The following is a 20,491-nucleotide window of genomic DNA, read 5'->3' as shown; positions in this document are numbered from 1 at the left end:
ACGGGTGATGGATCCCCTGCTGAGCCGGGATCCACCGGGCCGACGAGGGTGCGTTCAGCCTAGGAGCGAGAGCCGGTCTTGCTTGTGGCGACCGTGGCTTCGGACGACGGAGTGGATGACGCAGTGCGGTCTGATCCGTCGGCATCGTCGTCGGCGGAGGCACTGCGCAGCCCCAGGTTCTCCGCGTCGGTGTCGTAGTAGTCTACCGCAGCCTTCGGATCGGCCCAGGAACGGCCGGGGACGTACGGCGACGGCTCGGCACCCGTGTGGCGACGCGACTGGATGACGATGATCGCGAGTCCGACGACGATCGCGAGGATCGCGGCCCAGACATTGGCGCGGATGCCGAAGAGGTACTCGCTCGGGTCGATCCGGATGGTCTCCCAGACCGTGCGACCGGCGCCGTACCAGATGAGGTAGACACCGAACAGGCGGCCCCACTGCGGGTTGAAGCGGTGTCCGATCCAGAGGATGACGGCCACCCCCAGCAGGTTCCAGATGATCTCGTACAGGAACGTGGGGTGGAACAGCGTGCCGGCGGGCAGACCGATCGGGAACGCTGGGTTGCTGGCCTCGATCTCGAGGCCCCAGGGCAGGTCCGTGGGGAGCCCGTAGAGCTCGTGGTTGAAGTAGTTGCCGAGGCGACCGAACGCCTGGGCGAGCAGCAGGCCGGGCGCGAGGGCGTCGGCGAAGGTCCAGAACCGGATCCCCGTCATGCGGCAGCCGATGTAGGCGCCGACCGCTCCGCCGAGGAGCGAACCGAAGATCGCGATGCCGCCCTCCCAGATGTAGAGCGTCCGCAGGAGGTCGGCACCCGGGTAGAAGTAGTCGCCGGGGTGGGTCAGGACGTGGAAGATCCGCGCACCGATGATCCCCAAGGGGATGGCCCACAGGATGATGTCGAGCACGATGCCCGGCTCGGCACCGCGCTTCGTCAGCCGCCGGGAGGTGAGGATGGTGGCGGCGATGATCCCGGCGATGATGCAGAGCGCGTACATGTGCACCGTGAACGGGCCCACGCTGAAGGTCGCGATGTCCGGGTTCGGGCTCGGGATGCTGAGGGGTGCAATCACTGCAGTGGTCGCCTTTCGTTACGAACTCTGATCGAGTGTACGGCTTTCAGCATCGCGGACGTGGTGAGGATACCCTCAGCGGGCGGTGCCGGCCGCGAGTGAACGGGCGACCTCGGTGATCGCCGGGACGCCGCCGTCGGCGAGAGCCTTGACGAACACAGAGCCGACGATGGCTCCGTCGGCGTACTCGAGGACCGAGCGGACCTGCTCCGCGGTCGAGATGCCGATGCCGACGCACGCGTGCTGTGCCCCCGCCGTGCGGAGACGACCGACGAGGGTCTTCGCGGCCGCGTCGAGGTCCTGCCGGGCACCGGTGATGCCCATCGTGGAGACGGTGTACACGAAGCCGCGGGACCGTTCGGTCACGAGCGACAGGCGGTCGTCGCTCGAGGTCGGTGCTGCCAGGAAGACCCGGTCGAGGCCGTGTCGTTCACTGGCGTCCAGCCAGTCCGCCGCGGCGTCGGGGGTGATGTCGGGGGTGATGAGCCCGGCTCCGCCGGCCGCGGCGAGGTCGGAGGCGAACCGCTCCACGCCGTACTGCAGCACCGGGTTCCAGTACGTCATGACGAGGACCGGGACGTCCACGGCGGCGCGGATGGCGCTGATCGCCGTGAAGACGTCGCGCAACCGGAACCCCTCCGCGAGGGCGGTCATGGTCGCGGCCTGGATGACCGCTCCGTCCATGACGGGGTCGGAGTAGGGCACGCCGAGCTCGAGGACGTCGACGCCGTTCTGCGCGAGCGCGATGGCGGCGTCGATACTCGTCTGGAGGTCGGGGAATCCGACGGGGAGGTACCCGATGAGGGCGCCGCGACGGTCGACGGCGGCGGCGTCGATCGCCGATGCGACCGGTGAGACCGTCGTGTGGTCGGTGGCCGGGGCGGTCATGCGTTCCGCCCGGCTTCGTCGAGGAGCCCGAAGTAGGTGGCAGCCGTCTCGACGTCCTTGTCTCCGCGCCCGGAGAGGTTGATCAGGATGGTCGCCTCGGGGCCCAGCTCCTTGCCGAGGACGATGGCCCCGGCCAGTGCGTGGGCGGACTCGATCGCGGGAATGATCCCCTCGGTGCGGCTCAGGAGTCGGAAGGCCTCCATCGCCTCGGCGTCCGTCGCGGGGACGTAGGTCGCCCGCCCGGTGTCGGCGAGCCAGGCGTGCTCCGGTCCGACGCCCGGGTAGTCGAGGCCTGCGGAGATGGAATGGGACTCGACGGTCTGGCCGTCGTCGTCCTGGAGGACGAAGGTGCGGGCACCGTGCAGGACACCCGGACGACCGCGGCCGATGGACGCGGCGTGCCGTGGGGTGTCGACGCCGTCGCCGGCAGCCTCGACTCCGTAGAGCGCGACGTCCGCGTCGTCGAGGAAGGCGTGGAAGATGCCGATGGCATTGGAGCCGCCACCGACGCAGGCGACGACCGCGTCGGGAAGTGAACCGTTCAGCTCGAGGAGCTGTGCGCGGGCCTCTTCTCCGATGATCTTCTGGAAGTCGCGGACCATGACCGGGAACGGGTGTGGGCCCGCCGCGGTGCCGAAGATGTAGTTCGTGGTCTCGACCGACGCGACCCAGTCGCGGTACGCCTCGTTGATGGCGTCCTTGAGAGTCCGCGAGCCCGTCGTCACGGGGATGACGGTCGCGCCGAGCAGTCGCATGCGGGCGACGTTGAGCGCCTGACGCTCGGTGTCGACCTCGCCCATGTAGATCGTGCAGTCGAGGCCGAAGAGTGCGGCCGCGGTGGCCGTGGCCACACCGTGCTGACCGGCCCCCGTCTCGGCGATGACGCGGGTCTTGCCGATGCGCTTCGTGAGGAGCGCCTGGCCCAGGACGTTGTTGATCTTGTGCGAGCCGGTGTGGTTGAGGTCCTCGCGCTTGAGGAAGATGCGTGCACCACCCGCCGATGCGGCGAAGCGTGGCACCTCGGTGATGATCGACGGGCGGCCGGCGTAGTCGCGGAGCAGCGTCGTCAGCTCGGCCTGGAAGCTCTCGTCGGCCTTGGCGGCCTCGTAGGCCGTCGCGAGTTCGTCGACCGCGGCGATGAGCGCCTCCGGCATGTAGCGTCCGCCGAAGTCGCCGAAGAACGGACCGGCTTCGTCTCGGAGGTGCGTCGGTTCCGCGTGGGCGGGGGTGGCTGGTGACATGGTCATGCGGTGGCTCCCAGGAACTGTTCGAGGGTGGCGACGGGGTCGCCGGTGACGAGCGCCTCGCCGACCAGGACGACGTCGGCGCCGTCACGTCGGTAGGCGGCGACGTCGGCGGCGCGGAGCACAGCTGACTCGGCCACCTTGACGGCGTCGGCGGGGAAACGGTCGGTCAACGATCCGAAGAGGTGTGGGTCGAGTTCGAAGGTGCTGAGGTTCCGCGCGTTGACGCCGATGAGCCGGGCACCGATGTCGCTCGCTCTGGCCAGCTCCTCGGCTGAGTGGGTCTCCACCAGCGGGGTCATGCCGAGCTGCAGGACGAGTTCGTGCAGCGACGACAGCGTGGCCTGGTCGAGTCCGGCGACGATCAGGAGGACCAGGTCGGCGCCGGATGCCCGGGCTTCGAACACCTGGTACGGCAGGGAGATGAAGTCCTTGCGGAGGACCGGGATGCGGATCGCGGCCCGGACGGCCTCGAGGTCTTGCAGCGAACCACCGAACTTGCGGCCCTCGGTCAGCACGCTGACCGCGCTGGCACCACCCTGCTCGTAGAGCGAGGCGAGGAGCGCAGGGTCGGGGATGTCGGCCAACGCGCCGCGGGACGGACTGGACCGCTTGACCTCGGCGATGATCTTGACCTGGTCGGCCGGGGCGAGCGCAGCAAGGGCGTCGATGGCCGGAGGGGCCTCGACAGCAGCGGCTTCGACGACTGCAGCCGGACGGCCCGCGAGGCGCCCGAGAGCGTCCTCCTTCGCGCCGGCCATCAGGTCGGCGAGCATGTTCAGTGCTCTTTCGCCACGGTCTTGGACCCGCCGACGCCGTATCCCGCCTTGGCGAGGACACCGCCCGTGATCCACCCGAGGAGGAGGACGCCGGCGGAGGCCCAGACGAGGACGGGCATGTCGAGCCAGAAGAAGACCGTACCGGCGGCGAACGCGACCAACATGATGATCACGGCCGTCCAGGCGGCGGGCGAGTGTCCGTGGCCGGGGTCCGAGGGGTCGGTGCTCATGGTTCTCCTTCTGTGCGAGTGCGGGTTCCAGTGTACCGGCAAGCGGTGCGCGGTTCCGTGCGTGGGCCACGAGTTCCCAGGTGGCCCGGGGTGCCGTCGTGGTTCGGCGGAGCGGTCAGCGCGTCGGGTCGTCGCCGCGGCTGAGGTCGTCCCAGGCGCCCACCGGGTCGGCGCTCGGGGCCGTCTCGACCTGCGTGAACCGGACCGCCTGGTACTTCTTCGACGGACCGGGCCACCGGCGGTGGGTGAGCACGGTCGCGAGCCCGGCGAGTCCGAGCACGACGCCGAGCACCAGGGTGATCGCCGGCCAGGCGGTGAGCGTGGTCGCCGCGACGAGGTCGATGGTCGACTGGCTTCCGGCGACGCCCGTAGCCTCGGTCACGGCCGCCGCGCCCGCGGTCGCCGGCGAGGCGAGCACCGCGATCGACGAGATCATGACGCAGGCGCCGATCACGGCCTCCAGCAGGCCGAGGATGATGCGGAACACCGGCCCGGCGATGGCCAGCGCCGCGACGAGGGCGAGACCGGCGAGCGCGAGTGCGGACAGGGCGGGAGCGGCGACGGAGCCGACGACGTCGAGCGCGCCGGAGTGCGGGCCGACGCCCACGAGGCTGATCGAGAGCCAGGTCTGGGTCCACGCTGCGAGGATGAGCGCGTCGGCGAGGACGGCGGTGACGAGGAGCAGGGTCTTCAGGCGGCGCTGACGACTGCGGAGAGCCCTGGACTCGAGCTCGTCAGCCTCGGACGGTTCGTCGGGCCTCGGCGGCTCCACCGGCCCGGACTGGGGTGCTGCGGTGCTCTCGGTCATGCTCCAACTCGATTCATGGTGTCGGCGATGGCGCTGCGACGACGTCGAGGCTCCGGCCGTCGAAACAGCTGCGCGTGCCCGTGTGGCAGGCGGCGCCGTGCTGATCGACCTCCACCAACAGGGTATCCCCGTCGCAGTCGTAGGCGAGCGCCCGGACGAACTGCACGTGGCCGGAGGTGTCGCCCTTGCGCCAGTACTCCTGTCGTGACCGGGACCAGTAGGTGACCCGACCCTCGGTCATCGTCCGGCGGACGGCCTCGGCGTCCATCCACCCGAGCATGAGCACCTCGCGTGAGTCCCACTGCTGCACGATCGCGGGAAGCAGGCCCTGCGCGTCGAAGGTGAGCTGGCCGATCGCGGTCTCCGGGTCGGCGCCCACCGGGATGGTGATGTCCGCGCTCATGCCCGCACCGTCCAACCGGCGTCGGCGAGTTCCTGTTTGACCTGGCCGATCGTCAACTCGCCGTTGTGGAAGACGCTCGCGGCGAGGACGGCGTCGGCACCCGCGGCGATCGCGGGTGGGAAGTCGGCGAGGCGGCCTGCTCCCCCGGACGCGATGACCGGAACCCGGCTGATCTCGCGCATGGCGCTGATGAGCTCGGTGTCGAACCCGGCCTTGGTGCCGTCGGCGTCGATCGAGTTCACCAACAGCTCGCCCGCACCGCGTTCGATCGCCTCGGTCGCCCAGGCGAGCGCGTCGAGCTCGGTCTCTCGTCGGCCGCCGTGTGTCGTGACGATCCATCCGGACGCGCTGCCGGCGTGTCGCTTCACGTCCAGGGAGAGGACCAGGACCTGAGCGCCGAAGCGGTCGGCGATCTCCCCCAGCAACTCCGGCCGGGCGATCGCGGCGCTGTTCACGCCGACCTTGTCCGCCCCGCTGGCCAGCAGCCGCGAGACGTCCTGGGTCGAGCGGACCCCGCCGCCGACCGTGAGCGGGATGAAGACCTGCTCGGCGGTGCGGCTGACGAGGTCGTAGGTGGTGTCGCGTTCGGCCACGGTGGCCGTGACGTCGAGGAAGGTCAGTTCATCGGCGCCCTGCTCGGCGTAGCGCTTCGCGAGCTCGACCGGATCGCCGGCATCGCGGAGGTCGAGGAAGTTGACGCCCTTCACGACGCGCCCGTCGGCGACGTCGAGACAGGGGATGACTCGGGTGGCGAGTGACACGGAGGCCTCCGCAATGCGACTGGGACGGGTGATGATGGAGGGGCGACTCAGAGTCGGGCGGCGTGGATGGCCGTGACGAGGATGGCGCGTGCGCCGAGCTCGTAGAGGCGGTCCATGACGTCGTTCGCGTCGCCGCGAGGGATCATGACCCGGACCGCCACCCACTCGGGATCGCGGAGCGGCGAGACCGTCGGCGACTCGATGCCACCGGCGACGGCGGTCGCCTGCTCGAGCAGCCGGACCGGGAGGTCGTAGTCGACGAGCACGTACTGCCGCGCGACGAGCACGCCCTGCAGTCGGCGGATGAGCGTGGCCGTGGTGGGCTTCGTCTCCGGCGACGCGATGAGCACGGCGGTGGAGTCGAGGATCACCGGGCCGAAGATGCCGAGGCCGGCCTTCCGGAGGGTCGTGCCGGTGGACACGACGTCGGCCACCGCGTCCGCGACCCCGAGCTGGACGGCCGACTCGACCGCACCGTCGAGGTGGACGAGCGTCGCATCCACTCCGGCGTCGCGGAGGAAGTTGCCGACGAGGCCGGGGTAGCTGGTGGCGACCGTCTTCCCCGCGAGATCGGAGAGCTCGGAGAACTCGTCGGCCGGACCGGCGAAGCGGAACGTCGAACCGCCGAAGCCCAGCTCGGCGAGTTCGGTCGCGGCGGAGTGCGAGTCCAGAAGCAGATCGCGCCCCGTGATGCCGATGTCGAGGGCGCCGGAACCGACGTAGGTCGCGATGTCGCGCGGGCGGAGGTAGAAGAACTCGACGTCGTTCCGTGCGTCGACGACGTGGAGCTCCTTGGTGTCGCGACGGGTCGCGTAGCCGGCCTCCTGCAGCATCTCGACGGCGGTCTCGGACAGCGAGCCCTTGTTGGGCACGGCGACTCTCAGCATGGGGTGACTTTCGTGTTGTGCGATAGTGTCTCGACAGGGTGATCAGGAGGCGCGGCGGATGCGCCGCGACGTGCTCCTACAGATGTCGGTAGACGTCGGCGGGGGTGAGCCCCTTCGCCACCATCATCACCTGCACGTGGTAGAGCAGCTGCGAGATCTCCTCGGCCGTCTCGGTGTCGCTCTGGTACTCGGCCGCCATCCAGACCTCGGCGGCCTCCTCGACGATCTTCTTCCCGATGCCGTGCACACCCGTGTCCAGTTCGCGGACGGTGCCGGAACCCTCCGGCCGGGTCTCGGCCTTCAGGCGCAGCTCGTCGAACAGCTCGTCGAAGGTTTTCACGTGCTCCAGGGTACCGGTTCCGGGCGGCGGCGCGCACCGCGGGGGCGCTCGACCGGCCAGCCGAGTCAGTGGGTGTGCGTCGACGCCTCGGCTGCGGCCCGGAGGAGCGCGATGTTCGAGGCAGGATCGGAACCGCTGTAGACGGCCGACCCCGCGACGAAGGTGTCGGCACCGGCGGCGGCCGCGATCCCGATCGTGTCCGCGGAGATCCCGCCATCGACCTGGAGCCAGACGTCGAGACCGGTGCGTGCGACCTCGGCTGACAGCGCCTGCAGCTTCGGCATGGTCTCCGGCATGAACGACTGTCCGCCGAAGCCCGGTTCGACCGTCATGACGAGCACCTGGTCGAACTCCGGCAGGAGTTCCAGGTACGGCTCGATGGGCGTGCCGGGCTTCACGGCGATCCCGGCACGTGCCCCGATGGAACGCAGGCGTCTGGCGAGGGCGACGGGGTCGCTGGTGGCCTCGGCGTGGAACGTCACCGAGAACGCCCCGAGCTCGGCGTAGCCGGGAGCCCATCGATCGACGTCCGAGATCATGAGGTGGACGTCGAGCGGGACCGGAGACACGTCCTGGATGCGACCGACCATCTGCGGACCGAACGTGAGGTTCGGGACGAAATGGTTGTCCATGACGTCGACGTGGACGAGGTCGGCGCTCGCGATCCGCTCCAGGTCGGCCTGGAGGTTCACGAAATCGGCGGACAGGATGCTCGGGTTGATGCGCGCGGACATGTGCTCGAGCCTATCGATCGACAGTGGGTTCGGCCGACTCCGCGGGCTTGCGGAGCAGCGCGATGTACATGGCGTCGGTGCCCTGGCGGTGCGGCCAGAGCTGGACCGCGCCACCGGGCGCCGCGGCGTCGAGCGGTTCGGTCGTGACCTGGTCGAGCACCGCGGAGGTGTCGAGTCGCTCCATCCCGGGGTGGGCTCGCAGGGCGCTCTCCACGATCAGTGCCGTCTCGCCGACGTGCGGCGAGCACGTCACGTACGCCACGATCCCGCCGGGAGCGAGCGCGGTGATGGCGGCGTCGAGCAGTGAGCCCTGCAGTCGGGTCAGTTCGGAGACGTCCTTCGGGGTCTTGCGCCACCTCGCCTCCGGGCGTCGTCGCAGTGCGCCGAGCCCGGTGCACGGGGCGTCGAGGAGGATGCGGTCGTAGGTCCCGGGATGCTCCGCAGCGAGCTTCGTGCCGTCGGCGGTCGAGACCGACACGTCGAGCGGGACACCTGCGAGGGCGCGTTCCACGAGACGGGCCCTCGCGGGGACCAGTTCGTTCGCGTCGAGACGTGCCTCCCCGGCGAGGGCTTCGGCTGCGAGCAGCGCTGCCTTGCCACCCGGCCCCGCGCAGAGGTCGAGCCATCGCTCGCCGGGCCGCACCGGTACCGCCCGCGTCAGCGCGAGCGCGGCGAGCTGCGAGCCCTCGTCCTGGACGCGGAGGCGCCCGCCGCCGGTCCCGACGAGTTGGACCGGGTCGCCGCCGGGGCTCCGGAAGCCGTACGGGGAGAAGCGGTTCGGCTCGGCGTCCTCGGGCCGGTCGGCGAGCCCTGGGAGCGCGATGAGGTTCACCTGTGGGGCGAGGTTGTCCGCGGCCAGCGCCTCCTCGAGTTCGTCGCCGCGGTCCTGCAGGTCGAGCGCCTGTCTGATGGCCCGAACGACCCACGACGGGTGGGCGGTGCTCACGGCCAGGCGATCGGTGTCGTTCGTGACCTCACCGAGCAGGATCCGCTCCCACTCGGCGGGTTCGGTCCGCGAGATGGTGCGGAGGACACCGTTGGTGAAGCCGGCCGCCGACCGCGAACCGGCGGACCGGGCGAGCTCGACCGACTCGTTCACGGCGGCGTGGCCTGCGACGCGCATGGAGAGCAGCTGATGGGCACCGAGCCGCAGGACGTCGAGGATCGCGTCGTCGATCTCGGTCACGGGACGCTTGGCCGCGTGCGCGATGACGCGGTCGTAGTACCCGCGTCGGCGGAGGGTGCCGTACGTCAGCTCGGTCGCGAGGCCGGCATCCGCCGGACTCAACTTCGCCTCGGCCAGCCGGTGCGGCAGGAGGAGGTTCGCGTAGGCGTCCGAGGTGCTGACGGCGTGGATGACGTCGAAGGCCACTCGGCGTGCCGGCTGCACGGTCGCCGAGTCACGCGGCCGGGTGGGACGCTGGCGTCCGCGTCGGGGTTCCTCGTCGCGGGGCCGTCGGTCGCGGCGTCGCTGGCCCTCTGGCTGCTGGCCGCTCACGCGGTGACCAGCCGATCGGTTCCAGCGGACGCACCGCGCCACCAGTCGGCGGCGGGCATCGCCGTGCGCCCGGCCGGCTGCACCTGCAGGAGTTGCAACGGTGTGTCCGCCGTGCCGACCAGGACGAGGCCGTCGACGGACACGATCGTCCCGGGCGCCGGCGGGTCCGTCGGCATCGTCGACACGGGGACGGCACGGTGCACCTTCAGCCGTGCCTCGTCGAGGAGGGTGAACGCGCCCGGCTCGGGGGTCACCCCGAGGATCTGCGACCACACGTCGGCGACGGGGCGGTCCCAGACGATGCGGCCGTCCTGGCCGTCGAGCTTCGGCGCGAGCGACACCTCGCCCTGCTGCGGGGCCGCGACCGCGGTGCCGGCGGCGATGGCGGCGACGACCTCCGCGGTGAGCGGTGCGCCGAGCTCGGCGAGGCGGTCGAGGAGCTCCCCCGAGGTCTCGCCCTCGGCGATCGGCGTCTCCACCGACGCGAAGACGTCTCCGGCGTCGAGAGCCGGCACGAGCTGGAAGACCGACGCACCGGTGACCGCGTCTCCGGCCATCACGGACCGCTGGACGGGCGCCGCGCCGCGCCAGGCCGGCAGCAATGAGAAGTGCAGATTGATCCAACCGTGTGCCGGCGCGGACAGGAGGGGTTCACGGACGAGCCCGCCGTACGCGACGATCACGCCGAGTTCCGCACGGAGCGCGACGATCCGCGCGGTCGCGTCGTCGTCGAGCCGTGCAGCGCGGATGACCGGGAGCCCGAGCCGTTCGGCGGCCGCTGCCACCGGCGACGGGGTCAGGACCCGCTTGCGGCCGAGCGGGGCGTCGGGTCGGGTCACGACGGCCGCGATCTCGTGCCCGGCCGAGACGAGGGCGTCGAGCGTCGGTACGGCGACGGCGGGGGTGCCGGCGAAGACCAGCCTCATGCGGTTCGGACTTCGTGGACGGGGTGGATCATGACAGCATCTCCGGATCGTCGAATCGTACTCTGAGTGTAGGCGGGGCTTTCGGTGCTCGCCTGCCGGGGGTCGGACGTCGACGCTTCGCCGCCTGCGCGACGACGGTCGCCCGCAACTGCTCGGCGACCGCCCTGGCGTGGCCGTAGTCGACCCGCAGGATCGCGACGCTGTCGCCCGCTTCGTCGACGGTCGGGCCGAGCACGCGGCTCCGGTACTCGGTGGGTAGCGCGGCGAGAGCGGCATCGACGGCGTCGCGGGTGCCGGTGAGGGTCGCGCTCCGGACCGCGGGAGGGAACCCGAGCTCTCTGCGTTCGGCGAGCTCCTCGCTCGCGAACCGCGGCTGCTGCCACAGGGCGAAGGCGTTCGCCACGGGGGCCTCGACGCCGATCAGCAGCACCGGTGCACGCGCAGCGGCCAGGGCTGCGGCGTTCGACCACCACCGCAGGCAGTCCTCGGCGGCGCGGAGCGACTCCCGCGCCAGCATGCGGTCGGCGTCGACCAGGAGGACGGCGGCATAGCCGCCCGCTGCGACGGGCTCCGCGCCTCGGGTCGCGATCACCAGCGCCGGCTCCGGGCCGACCTCGAACTTGGGGGCGTCGCCGTCCGACACCACGACCCGGTATCGGGGGAACGCCCGGCCCAGCTCCTCGGCGGTCCGGCCGGTGCCGGCGGCCGTGACGCGGAACGCGGTGTCGTGACAGGTCTCGCAGGACCACCCGGCCGCGAGGTGACCGCACCACCGGCAGGAGGGTTGCGAACGGGCTGTGGCGAGTTGGAGTGGACCGTGGCACACCGAGCAGTGGGCCCTCGTCCCGCACCGTCGACAGGCGAGGTGCGGCGCGTACCCCGGCCGCGCGACCTGGACCAGCACGGGTCCGTGATGCAATGCCTCGTCGACCGCGCGCCACGCGCTCGACGGGATCCTCGCCTGGCTCGTCATGGCGTCGTCGCCGCTCGCCCGGGACACGACGACTCTCGGTCGTACCGGCGGGGTCGGTGCGACCTCGCGCAGCCAGCCGAGTTCGACGAGTCGCTGCGTCTCGGTACTGCGTGAGTGCGCGGCGAAGACGAGGGCGGAGCCGCTCATCTCCTGCCGGGTCAACGCGACGTCGCGGGCGTGCACATAGGGGGCGCGCTGCTCCTGATGGAGGGGGTCGCCGTCGTCCCAGAGGGCGATGAGTCCGAGGTCGTGCGCCGGTGCGTAAACGGCCGACCGGTTGCCGACGACGATCCGGGGTACCGGATGCAGTCCGTCCAGGTAGGCGCGGTAGCGAGCAGCCGGGGTCTGCTTCGCGTCGGCCCTCGCGACCGCGTCACCGACACCGAGGTCGTCGAGCGCCGCCAGGAGGTGTTCGACGTCCCGGTAGTCGGGGACGCACAGGATCGCACTCCTCCCCTCGGACAGCTGGTTCACGGCGAGAGCCGCCAGCGTGAAGGACCAGTCGGGGAGCCAGACGCCCGCGCTCGTCGCGGTCAGGGTGGGGATCGCGCTGATCGCGTACCGCTCCCCCGGCGCGAGACGGTCGAGGGTGCCAGGGGCGAAGCCCGGGACGGTGCGCCGCTCGACCGACGGAGGCTCCGGCGGGGTCGCGGCGGTCCAGGTCTTCTCCACCCGGACCTGTCGCGGCGGAATGGCGAGACGCAGGACGTCCATCGCGCTCCCGGCGCTGCGATCCGCGATACGGCGTGCGAGCGTCCACAGGGTCGGGGTCAGGACCGGTACCGACGACACGACCGAGCTCAGCGGGCTGAGCGCTCCGCCGAACTCGCTCGAGTCGGCAAGGTCCACGATGAACCCGTTCGCCGACCGTCCGGCCGAGCGCAACGGCACCGAGACGCGCGCGCCGAGCACGGCGTCATCGGCCAGGTCGTCGGGGATGGCGTAGTCGAACAGGTGGTCGAGCTGTGGCAACGGGGAGTCGAGTACCACCCTGGCGACCCTCGCGCCGACCACGGCTACAGCCCGGCTGCTGACCGCAACGCCTCCACCCGGTCGAGACGCTCCCACGTGAAGTCGGGGAGCTCGCGGCCGAAGTGCCCGTACGCCGCCGTTGCGGCGTAGATGGGGCGGATGAGGTCGAGGTCGGCGATGATCGCGGCCGGACGGAGGTCGAAGACGTCGCGGATCGCGCGCGTGATGTCCGCCTCCGGCACATGGGCCGTCCCGAAGGTCTCGACGTAGAGCCCGACCGGCGCAGCCTTGCCGATGGCGTAGGCGACCTGCACCTCGAGACGTTCGGCGAATCCGGCGGCGACCGCGTTCTTCGCCACCCAGCGCATGGCGTATGCGGCCGAGCGGTCCACCTTCGACGGGTCCTTCCCGCTGAAGGCCCCACCGCCGTGTCGAGCCGCTCCACCGTAGGTGTCGATGATGATCTTGCGTCCGGTGAGCCCCGCGTCGCCCATCGGGCCACCGACGACGAAGATGCCGGTCGGGTTGATCAGGTGGGTCACGTTCGAGCTGTCGAGTTCGACCGTCGCGAGGACCGGTTCGATGACGTGACGCTGGACGTCGCGACGCAGCTGCTCCGTGGAGACACCCGGATTGTGTTGCGTGGAGACCACGACCGTCTCCACGGTCTTCGGGAGGAAGCCGTCGTATCCGATGGTGACCTGGGTCTTGCCGTCCGGGCGCAGATAGTCGAGCTGGCCGGACTTGCGGACCTCGGCGAGTCGCTCCGCGAGACGGTGTGCGATCCAGCTGGGCAGCGGCATGTACTGCGGTGTCTCGGTGGTCGCGAACCCGAACATGATCCCCTGGTCGCCGGCGCCCTGGAGGTCGTAGGCGTCGACACTGGACTGTTCGCGGGACTCGAAGGCATGGTCGACTCCGGCGGCGATGTCGGCGGACTGCGAGCCGATCGACACGCTCACGCCGCAGGAGTCGCCGTCGAATCCGATGTCGGACGAGGTGTAGCCGATGGACCGGATGCGCTCGCGGACGATCGTCGGGATGTCGACGTAGCCGCTCGTGGAGACCTCACCGGCGACATGGACGAGCCCGGTGGTGACGAGCGTCTCGACGGCGACTCGACTGCGCGGATCCACCTCGAGGAGCGCGTCGAGGATGCTGTCCGAGATCTGGTCGCAGATCTTGTCGGGATGCCCCTCGGTCACGGATTCGGAGGTGAACAGGCGCAGCTCGGTCATGCGGTCTCCCGTCGGAAGTGGTGGTGCGATGGTGGAGGGATCGGCCGTCGCGGTGTTCCGGGGCCCGACCGTTCATCACTCTAGTCGAGGCCTCGGACACGTCGTCCGTCCGTGACGCGGGGCGTCGGCGGCGGCGGGAACGGGCCCGACACGACGAATCCGCCGGTCGTCTGGCGCCCGGCGGATTCGTCGTGGTGAAGCGGTTATTCGGCGATCGGCTTGATCTGGAGCTTGTCCTCGTTGATCTCGTGCATCGCGATCGAGAGCGGCTTGTCCTCGACGGACGAGTCGACCAGCGGCCCGACGTTGTCGAACAGGCTGCCCTCGTGGAGGTCGGCGTAGTAGTCGTTGATCTGGCGCGCGCGCTTGGACGCGAAGATCACGAGTGCGTACTTGGACTCGACCTTGGTGAGCAGGGAGTCGATGGGCGGATCGATGATGCCCTTGAGCTTGTCAGCCATGCAGGTTCACACTCCTCGTGTGGTTGTGTTCGGGGAAGATCGGATCGATGCGGGGTGCGCGTCGGACGTCAATCCCCGTGAATCTTCATCAAGTCTACGACCTCTTGGGCCGCGCGGGCCACGTCGTCGTTGACGACACGGTGGTCGAACTCGTCCGCGGCGGCCAGTTCGACCTTCGCGGTGCGCAGTCGGCGCTCCCGTTCCTCCTCGTCCTCGGTGCCCCGTCCGACCAGTCGACGGACGAGTTCGTCCCAGTTCGGCGGCAGCAGGAACACCAGGGTCGCCTCCGGCATCGCCTCCCGGACCTGCCTGGCACCCTGGATGTCGATCTCGAGCAACGCGCTGTCGCCGGCCGCGAGCGCTCGCTCGATCGGCTCGCGTGGCGTGCCGTAGCGGTACGCGTTGTGGACCGTGGCGTGCTCCAGCAGGCGGTCGCCCTCGATGAGGCCGTCGAACTCGTCGTCGGTCACGAAGTAGTAGTTCACCTCGTGCTGCTCCCCAGGCCGCGGCTTGCGTGTCGTGGCCGAGACGGAGAGGTGGACCTCCGGGTAGTGGTCGCGGATGTAGGCGGCCACCGTCCCCTTGCCGACGGCCGTCGGGCCGGCGAGCACGACGAGTCGGCTGCGCGCGGTGCCCGGGTAGCGTTCGGCGATGAAGGCGCGGAGGCGATCCCGCTGCAGTCGGCCGAGACCGCCGAGGCGCTTGACCGAGGAGATGCCGAGCGATTCGAGGATCCGCCCCAGTTTGGTGACGCCGACACTCGGGATGCTGAGGAGGTACTCGGTGATGCGGATGCCGCCCTCGATGCCGTCCGGATCGGCGGTCGCGGCGTCGAGCACCTCCAACGGGGTGCGGGCGCCGGAGGCGATGGACGCCTTGACGGTCGCGCGGGCGCGGCGCTTGCGAACGGCCTCACGTGAGGCGGCGGCCCGGTCGACCTCCGGCATGTTCCTGCCGGGCTGGTCCTGCTCCTGGTCAACCACGGGCGCTCCTCACGGCTGCGACGGAACGTTCGACGGCGTCCGCGATCCCCGAGGGTCCGGCGGCGAGGATGCTCCGGGACTCGGAGACGATGACACCCGGTGCGAGGTCGCCGTAGATGGATCCGAGGTCGGCGACCGAGGCCCCCTGGTGGCCGAATCCGGGCGCGAGGATCGGGATCGTCGTCGTCGGCGGTACCGCCGTCAGGCCGAACTCCTCGAGACGGAGCGTGGCACCGATGACCGCACCGATCGAACCGGTCGACCCGGGGTGGTGCCGTGCGTTCCAGTGGTCGATCTCGTCGAGCATCGACGCCGCGACGGTGAGGCCGGCGCCGTCCTCGGCGCGCTGGACGTCGCGACCCTCCGGGTTCGAGGTCGCCGTCAACACGAACACGCCCTTGCCGTGCTGCTCGGCGAGCTCGAGTGCCGGCTGCAGTGAGCCGAAGCCGAGATAGGGGTTCACGGTGAGGGCGTCGACCTCCAGCGGTGAACCGGGGGTCAGCCACGCTTCGGCATAGCCCTCCATGCTCGTCCCGATCTCACCGCGCTTGGCGTCGCCGATCACGAGGAGCCCGGCGTCGCGTGCCGCGGCGAGGACCCCTTCGAGGGCGATGTACCCGGCCGACCCGAACCGTTCGAAGAACGCCACCTGCGGCTTGACGATCCCGGCGCGACCGGCTGCGGCTTCGACGACGGCGAGGCCGAAGGCCCCCGCGCCGGCGGCGGTGTCGGGCAGTCCCCACGCCTCGAGCAGGAAGCGGTGCGGATCGATGCCGACGCAGAGTCGGCCCGACCGGACGAAGACCTCGTCCAGCCGGGTTCCGAAGGAAGCCGTCACGAGCGCGCAGCCCGATCGAGTGCGTACTCCTGGAGGGAGCGGACCTCGAAGCCACCGCCGAGCGCCTCGAAGGAGCCGACCGCGGCGGTGAGCTGCGCGATCGTCGTGAAGAGCGGCTTGTCGGCCGCGACGGCGGCCGCGCGGATCTCGTAGCCGTCCGCGCGAGCCGACCGGCCACTCGGGGTGTTGATGACCATGTCGACCTCGTCACGGTTGATCAGGTCGACGATCGAGTCGTCCTCGCCGGCGGCCGTGGTCTCGCTGTACTTGCGCACCGTCCGGGCACTGATGCCGTTCCGGTTCAGCACCTCGGCCGTGCCGTCGGTCGCGAGGATGTCGAACCCGAGCTGCTGGAGGCGCAGCACCGGCAGGATGATCGAACGCTTGTCGCGGTCGGAGACCGAGACGAACACCGTTCCGCTCGACGGCAGGCCGCCGTAGGCCGCCTCCTGGCTCTTCGCGAACGCGCGCGGGAAGTCCTTGTCGATGCCCATCACCTCGCCGGTGGAGCGCATCTCCGGGCCGAGCACGCTGTCGACGATCTGGCCGTCCTTCGTGCGGAAGCGCTTGAAGGGCAGCACGGCCTCCTTGACCGACACCGGGGAGTCGATCGGGACCCGGGATCCGTCGACCGGGGGCAGGAGCCCGGAGTCCTTGAGCTCGGCGACCGTCGCGCCGGTCATGATGAGTGATGCGGCCTTCGCCAGCGGGATGCCGAGCGCCTTCGACACGAACGGCACCGTGCGGGACGCACGCGGGTTCGCCTCGATGACGTAGAGGATGCCGGCGCCGATCGCGAACTGGACGTTCAGCAGACCACGCACGCCGATCCCCTGGGCGATCGCGAGCGTCGCGTTCCGCACCCGGTCGATCTCGGCGCGACCGAGCGAGACGGGCGGGAGGGTGCAGCTCGAGTCGCCGGAGTGGATACCGGCCTCCTCGATGTGCTCCATGACGCCGCCGATGTAGAGCTCCTCGCCGTCGAACAGGGCGTCGACGTCGATCTCGATCGCGTCGTCGAGGAAGTGGTCGACCAGCAGCGGCTGGGCCGGGCCCACGATGCCCTGGTCCTCGATGCGCACGAAGTAGTCGGTGAGCGAGGCGCTGTCGTAGATGATCTCCATGCCGCGTCCGCCGAGCACGAAGCTCGGGCGGACGAGGACCGGGTAGCCGATCTCCTCGGCGACGCGCAGTGCACCCTCGATCTCCACCGCGGTGCCGTTCTTCGGTGCGACGAGGCCGGCGGCGTCCAGGATCTCCTGGAACTGGCCGCGCTCCTCGGCGAGGTCGATGGCGGTCGGCGTGGTGCCGAGGATCGGGACGCCTGCGGCCTCGAGACCCTTTGCGAGCCCGAGCGCCGTCTGGCCACCGAGCTGGACGACGACACCGACGAGTTCGCCCGACTCGCTCTCGGCGTGGATGACCTCGAGGACGTCCTCGAGCGTGAGCGGCTCGAAGTAGAGCCGGTCGCTCGTGTCGTAGTCCGTCGAGACGGTCTCCGGGTTGCAGTTGATCATGATGGTCTCGAAGCCGGCGGCCTGCAGCGCGAAGGACGCGTGCACGCAGGAGTAGTCGAACTCGATGCCCTGGCCGATGCGGTTCGGGCCGGACCCGAGGATGACCACCTTGCGGCGGTCGCTCGCGACCACCTCGGTCTCCGTGTCGTAGCTCGAGTAGTGGTACGGGGTGAGCGCCGGGAATTCGCCGGCGCACGTGTCGACCGTCTTGTAGACCGGGCGGACTCCCAGGATGTGCCGGACCTCGCGCACCTCCTGCTCGCCGAACCCGCGCAGCTGACCGATCTGCGCGTCCGAGAAGCCGTGGTTCTTCGCGGTCCGGAGCACCTCGGTGTCGAGGCGTTCCGCCGCGGCGATCCAGTCGGCGACGTCGTTGATCAGGACGATCTGGTCGATGAACCACGGGTCGATCTTGGTGGCCTCGAAGACCTGCTCGGCGGTGGCGCCCTTGCGGAGCGCCTGCTGCACGACGACGATGCGGCCGTCGGTCGGGGTCTTCATGACCTCGAGCAGCTCCTCGACACTGCGGGACTCGTCGCCCCAGTGGAAGCTGGAGCCGCGCTTCTCGAGCGACCGCAGCGCCTTCTGCAGTGCGGTGGCGTAGTTGCGTCCGATGGCCATCGCCTCACCCACCGACTTCATGGTGGTCGTGAGCGTCGGATCGGCGGCGGGGAACTTCTCGAACGCGAAGCGCGGCACCTTCACGACGACGTAGTCGAGCGTGGGCTCGAAGCTCGCGGGCGTGACCTTCGTGATGTCGTTCGGGATCTCGTCGAGGCGGTACCCGATGGCCAGCTTCGCCGCGATCTTCGCGATCGGGAAGCCGGTCGCCTTCGAGGCGAGGGCACTCGAGCGGGAGACGCGCGGGTTCATCTCGATGACGATGATGCGGCCGTCGGCCGGGTCGACCGCGAACTGGATGTTGCAGCCGCCGGTGTCGACGCCGACCGCGCGGATGATGTCGATACCGATGTCGCGGAGCTTCTGGTACTCGCGGTCCGTCAGCGTCAGGGCGGGAGCCACCGTGATGGAGTCCCCGGTGTGCACGCCGACCGGGTCGACGTTCTCGATCGAGCAGACGACGACGGTGTTGTCGGCCGTGTCGCGCATGAGCTCGAGCTCGTACTCCTTCCAGCCGAGGATCGACTCCTCGAGGAGCACCTCGGTGGTCGGGCTCTGGTGGAGGCCGTCGCCGACGATCCGGCGGAGCTCCGTCTCGGTGTACGCGAAGCCCGAGCCGAGGCCGCCCATGGTGAACGAGGGGCGGACGACCAGCGGGTAGCCGAGGTCCTCGGCGTAGCCGACGGCCTCCTCGACGGTGTGGGCGATGTAGGAGCGGGCCACGTCCGCGCCCGCGTCGAGCACGAGCTGCTTGAAGATCTGGCGGTCCTCGCCCTTGTTGATCGCCTCGAAGTTCGCGCCGATGAGCTCGACGTCGTACTTCTCGAGGATGCCGTGCTCGTGCAGCTGGATCGCGGCGTTCAACGCCGTCTGGCCGCCGAGGGTCGGCAGGATCGCGTCGGGCTTCTCCTTCGCGATGATCGTCTCGATGACCTGCCAGGTGATCGGCTCGACGTAGGTCGCGTCGGCGAAGTCGGGGTCGGTCATGATGGTCGCCGGGTTCGAGTTGACGAGGATGACGCGGACGCCCTCCTCGCGCAGCACGCGGCACGCCTGGGTGCCCGAGTAGTCGAACTCGGCGGCCTGCCCGATGACGATCGGCCCGGAGCCGATGACGAGGACGCTGTTGATGTCGTCGCGCTTGGGCACTAGTTGTTCTCCTTGGTGCTGGAAGTGGTGGCGTGGCCGGTCACGAGGTCGCGGAACCGGTCGAACAGGTAGACCGCGTCGTGCGGACCCGAGGCGGACTCGGGGTGGTACTGGACCGAGAACGCGGGGATGTCGATGCAGTTGATGCCCTCGACGACCTCGTCGTTCAGGCTGTAGTGGCTGACCTCGGCGAGGCCGAACCCGGCGGGCGTCTCGTGACGGCCCTCGATCGGCAGGTCGACCGCGAAGCCGTGGTTCTGCGAGGTGATCTCCACCCGGCCGGTCGCCTTGTCGAGGACCGGCTGGTTGATCCCGCGGTGACCGAACGGCAGCTTGTAGGTCTCGAAGCCGAGCGCGCGGCCGAGCAGCTGGTTGCCGAAGCAGATGCCGAAGTACGGCACGCCCGCGCGGAGCACGTCCTGCAGGAGGGCGACGTGCGCGTCGCTCGCAGCCGGGTCACCGGGGCCGTTGGAGAAGAACAGGGCGGACGGTTCGAGCGCGAGGACCTCGGCCGAGGTCACCGACTGCGGCAGCACCACGACGTCGAAGCCGCGAGCGGCGAGGTGGTTGAGCGTCGACGTCTTGACGCCGAGGTCGAGGACCGCGACGGAACCGACGCGCTCGCCCACCGCCGGTACGGTGTACTGCTCGGTCGTGGAGACCTGGCTCGACAGGTTCAGACCGGCCATCTGCGCGCCGGCTCGGACGAGACTGAGCTGCTCGGCGCCGGACAACTCGAAGTCCTCGCCGGAGAACACGCCGCCGCGCATGGAACCGGCGGAACGGATGTGCCGGGTCACCGCGCGGGTGTCGATGCCGCTGATGCCCACGACGCCGTCCTGGACGAGTTCGTCGTCGAGCGAGCGGTCCGCTCGGAAGTTCGAGACGACGCGCGACGCGTCACGCACCACGTATCCGGCGACCCAGACGCGGGCGGACTCCATGTCCTCGCGGTTGACGCCGGTGTTGCCGATGTGCGGCGCGGTCATCAAGACGATCTGTCCGGCGTAGGACGGGTCGGTCAGCGTCTCCTGGTAGCCGGTCATGCCCGTGGCGAAGACGACCTCGCCGAGCGTGCGGCCGGTCGCGCCGTAGGCGTGCCCGACGTAGCGGTTGCCGTCCTCGAGGACGAGTACCGCTGGACTGGGTGGGGTGAAGGAGGTCATGG

General features: G+C 70.2%; 20 protein-coding genes. All 20 read right to left on the bottom strand.

Annotated features, from left to right (window positions below; translation table 11 throughout):
- Positions 1–59: 59 nt before the first annotated feature.
- Positions 60–1,073, bottom strand: a complete 1,014-nt coding sequence (gene lgt / locus IFR14_RS11440) for a prolipoprotein diacylglyceryl transferase (protein ID WP_137241673.1) — start codon at positions 1,071–1,073, stop codon at positions 60–62.
- A gap of 75 nt (positions 1,074–1,148) precedes the next feature.
- On the bottom strand, positions 1,149–1,961 hold the full coding sequence (gene trpA / locus IFR14_RS11435) for a tryptophan synthase subunit alpha (RefSeq protein WP_137241674.1): 813 nt from the start codon (positions 1,959–1,961) through the stop codon (positions 1,149–1,151).
- On the bottom strand, positions 1,958–3,208 hold the full coding sequence (gene trpB, locus IFR14_RS11430; protein ID WP_370281926.1) for a tryptophan synthase subunit beta: 1,251 nt from the start codon (positions 3,206–3,208) through the stop codon (positions 1,958–1,960). Before trpB ends, trpA begins: the two co-directional genes overlap by 4 nt.
- Complete coding sequence (trpC, locus tag IFR14_RS11425) at positions 3,205–3,981, bottom strand: indole-3-glycerol phosphate synthase TrpC (RefSeq protein ID WP_137241675.1); 777 nt, start codon at positions 3,979–3,981, stop codon at positions 3,205–3,207. The genes trpB and trpC overlap by 4 nt, the downstream gene beginning before the upstream one ends.
- A gap of 2 nt (positions 3,982–3,983) precedes the next feature.
- A complete protein-coding gene (locus IFR14_RS11420) occupies positions 3,984–4,214 on the bottom strand; it encodes a DUF6704 family protein (RefSeq protein ID WP_079705940.1) in 231 nt (76 codons plus the stop codon).
- A gap of 115 nt (positions 4,215–4,329) precedes the next feature.
- Positions 4,330–5,022 carry a Trp biosynthesis-associated membrane protein gene (locus IFR14_RS11415; RefSeq protein ID WP_085510892.1) on the bottom strand — a complete coding sequence of 231 codons (693 nt, stop codon included), beginning with the start codon at positions 5,020–5,022 and terminating at the stop codon, positions 4,330–4,332.
- Positions 5,023–5,035: 13 nt separating this feature from the next.
- A complete protein-coding gene (gene hisI, locus IFR14_RS11410) occupies positions 5,036–5,425 on the bottom strand; it encodes a phosphoribosyl-AMP cyclohydrolase (protein WP_079705938.1) in 390 nt (129 codons plus the stop codon).
- Positions 5,422–6,186, bottom strand: coding sequence for an imidazole glycerol phosphate synthase subunit HisF (hisF, locus tag IFR14_RS11405; protein WP_079002513.1), 765 nt, complete (start codon positions 6,184–6,186; stop codon positions 5,422–5,424). Before hisF ends, hisI begins: the two co-directional genes overlap by 4 nt.
- A 47-nt stretch (positions 6,187–6,233) precedes the next feature.
- Complete coding sequence (gene hisG, locus IFR14_RS11400) at positions 6,234–7,073, bottom strand: ATP phosphoribosyltransferase (protein WP_137241676.1); 840 nt, start codon at positions 7,071–7,073, stop codon at positions 6,234–6,236.
- 76 nt (positions 7,074–7,149) lie between these two features.
- Positions 7,150–7,413, bottom strand: coding sequence for a phosphoribosyl-ATP diphosphatase (locus tag IFR14_RS11395; RefSeq protein WP_064293847.1), 264 nt, complete (start codon positions 7,411–7,413; stop codon positions 7,150–7,152).
- 65 nt (positions 7,414–7,478) lie between these two features.
- Positions 7,479–8,147 carry a ribulose-phosphate 3-epimerase gene (gene rpe, locus IFR14_RS11390; protein ID WP_137241677.1) on the bottom strand — a complete coding sequence of 223 codons (669 nt, stop codon included), beginning with the start codon at positions 8,145–8,147 and terminating at the stop codon, positions 7,479–7,481.
- A 10-nt stretch (positions 8,148–8,157) separates the two neighbouring features.
- The gene (locus IFR14_RS11385; RefSeq protein ID WP_428844492.1) at positions 8,158–9,645 is read right to left on the bottom strand and encodes an RsmB/NOP family class I SAM-dependent RNA methyltransferase; all 1,488 of its coding nucleotides are present in this window, start codon (positions 9,643–9,645) and stop codon (positions 8,158–8,160) included.
- Positions 9,642–10,571 (bottom strand): methionyl-tRNA formyltransferase, encoded by a 930-nt coding sequence (gene fmt, locus IFR14_RS11380; protein WP_137241678.1) that lies wholly within the window; start codon positions 10,569–10,571, stop codon positions 9,642–9,644. Before fmt ends, IFR14_RS11385 begins: the two co-directional genes overlap by 4 nt.
- Before the next feature lie 28 nt (positions 10,572–10,599).
- Complete coding sequence (locus IFR14_RS11375; protein ID WP_342365686.1) at positions 10,600–12,534, bottom strand: primosomal protein N' family DNA-binding protein; 1,935 nt, start codon at positions 12,532–12,534, stop codon at positions 10,600–10,602.
- A gap of 26 nt (positions 12,535–12,560) precedes the next feature.
- Positions 12,561–13,754 (bottom strand): methionine adenosyltransferase, encoded by a 1,194-nt coding sequence (metK, locus tag IFR14_RS11370; protein WP_064293843.1) that lies wholly within the window; start codon positions 13,752–13,754, stop codon positions 12,561–12,563.
- 203 nt (positions 13,755–13,957) lie between these two features.
- Positions 13,958–14,215, bottom strand: coding sequence for a DNA-directed RNA polymerase subunit omega (gene rpoZ, locus IFR14_RS11365; RefSeq protein ID WP_056005756.1), 258 nt, complete (start codon positions 14,213–14,215; stop codon positions 13,958–13,960).
- Between the two features lie 68 nt (positions 14,216–14,283).
- Positions 14,284–15,162, bottom strand: a complete 879-nt coding sequence (gene gmk / locus IFR14_RS11360; RefSeq protein WP_191941313.1) for a guanylate kinase — start codon at positions 15,160–15,162, stop codon at positions 14,284–14,286.
- A 28-nt stretch (positions 15,163–15,190) separates the two neighbouring features.
- Positions 15,191–16,036: an orotidine-5'-phosphate decarboxylase gene (gene pyrF / locus IFR14_RS11355; protein ID WP_191941108.1), complete on the bottom strand. Its 846-nt coding sequence runs from the start codon at positions 16,034–16,036 to the stop codon at positions 15,191–15,193.
- On the bottom strand, positions 16,033–19,323 hold the full coding sequence (gene carB / locus IFR14_RS11350) for a carbamoyl-phosphate synthase large subunit (RefSeq protein ID WP_086473290.1): 3,291 nt from the start codon (positions 19,321–19,323) through the stop codon (positions 16,033–16,035). The genes pyrF and carB overlap by 4 nt, the downstream gene beginning before the upstream one ends.
- Positions 19,323–20,489 carry a glutamine-hydrolyzing carbamoyl-phosphate synthase small subunit gene (carA, locus tag IFR14_RS11345; protein WP_085510883.1) on the bottom strand — a complete coding sequence of 389 codons (1,167 nt, stop codon included), beginning with the start codon at positions 20,487–20,489 and terminating at the stop codon, positions 19,323–19,325. The genes carB and carA overlap by 1 nt, the downstream gene beginning before the upstream one ends.
- Positions 20,490–20,491: the final 2 nt, after the last annotated feature.

The sequence above is a fragment of the Plantibacter sp. CFBP 8775 genome (assembly GCF_014839505.1).
Taxonomy (GTDB): Bacteria; Actinomycetota; Actinomycetes; order Actinomycetales; family Microbacteriaceae; genus Plantibacter; species Plantibacter auratus.
The sequence above is the reverse complement of the archived record's forward strand: the minus strand, read 5'-3'. Positions and strand labels throughout refer to the sequence as shown.

Coding starts and splice junctions, on each gene's coding strand:
- rpe (WP_137241677.1), bottom strand. CDS start 8,147: ATGTCCGCGCGCATCAACCCGAGCATCCTGTCCGCCGATTTCGTGAAC.
- rpoZ (WP_056005756.1), bottom strand. CDS start 14,215: ATGGCTGACAAGCTCAAGGGCATCATCGATCCGCCCATCGACTCCCTG.
- trpA (WP_137241674.1), bottom strand. CDS start 1,961: ATGACCGCCCCGGCCACCGACCACACGACGGTCTCACCGGTCGCATCG.
- IFR14_RS11415 (WP_085510892.1), bottom strand. CDS start 5,022: ATGACCGAGAGCACCGCAGCACCCCAGTCCGGGCCGGTGGAGCCGCCG.
- fmt (WP_137241678.1), bottom strand. CDS start 10,571: ATGAGGCTGGTCTTCGCCGGCACCCCCGCCGTCGCCGTACCGACGCTC.
- trpC (WP_137241675.1), bottom strand. CDS start 3,981: ATGCTCGCCGACCTGATGGCCGGCGCGAAGGAGGACGCTCTCGGGCGC.
- trpB (WP_370281926.1), bottom strand. CDS start 3,208: ATGACCATGTCACCAGCCACCCCCGCCCACGCGGAACCGACGCACCTC.
- hisG (WP_137241676.1), bottom strand. CDS start 7,073: ATGCTGAGAGTCGCCGTGCCCAACAAGGGCTCGCTGTCCGAGACCGCC.
- IFR14_RS11420 (WP_079705940.1), bottom strand. CDS start 4,214: ATGAGCACCGACCCCTCGGACCCCGGCCACGGACACTCGCCCGCCGCC.
- carA (WP_085510883.1), bottom strand. CDS start 20,489: ATGACCTCCTTCACCCCACCCAGTCCAGCGGTACTCGTCCTCGAGGAC.
- gmk (WP_191941313.1), bottom strand. CDS start 15,162: ATGCCGGAGGTCGACCGGGCCGCCGCCTCACGTGAGGCCGTTCGCAAG.
- metK (WP_064293843.1), bottom strand. CDS start 13,754: ATGACCGAGCTGCGCCTGTTCACCTCCGAATCCGTGACCGAGGGGCAT.
- hisI (WP_079705938.1), bottom strand. CDS start 5,425: ATGAGCGCGGACATCACCATCCCGGTGGGCGCCGACCCGGAGACCGCG.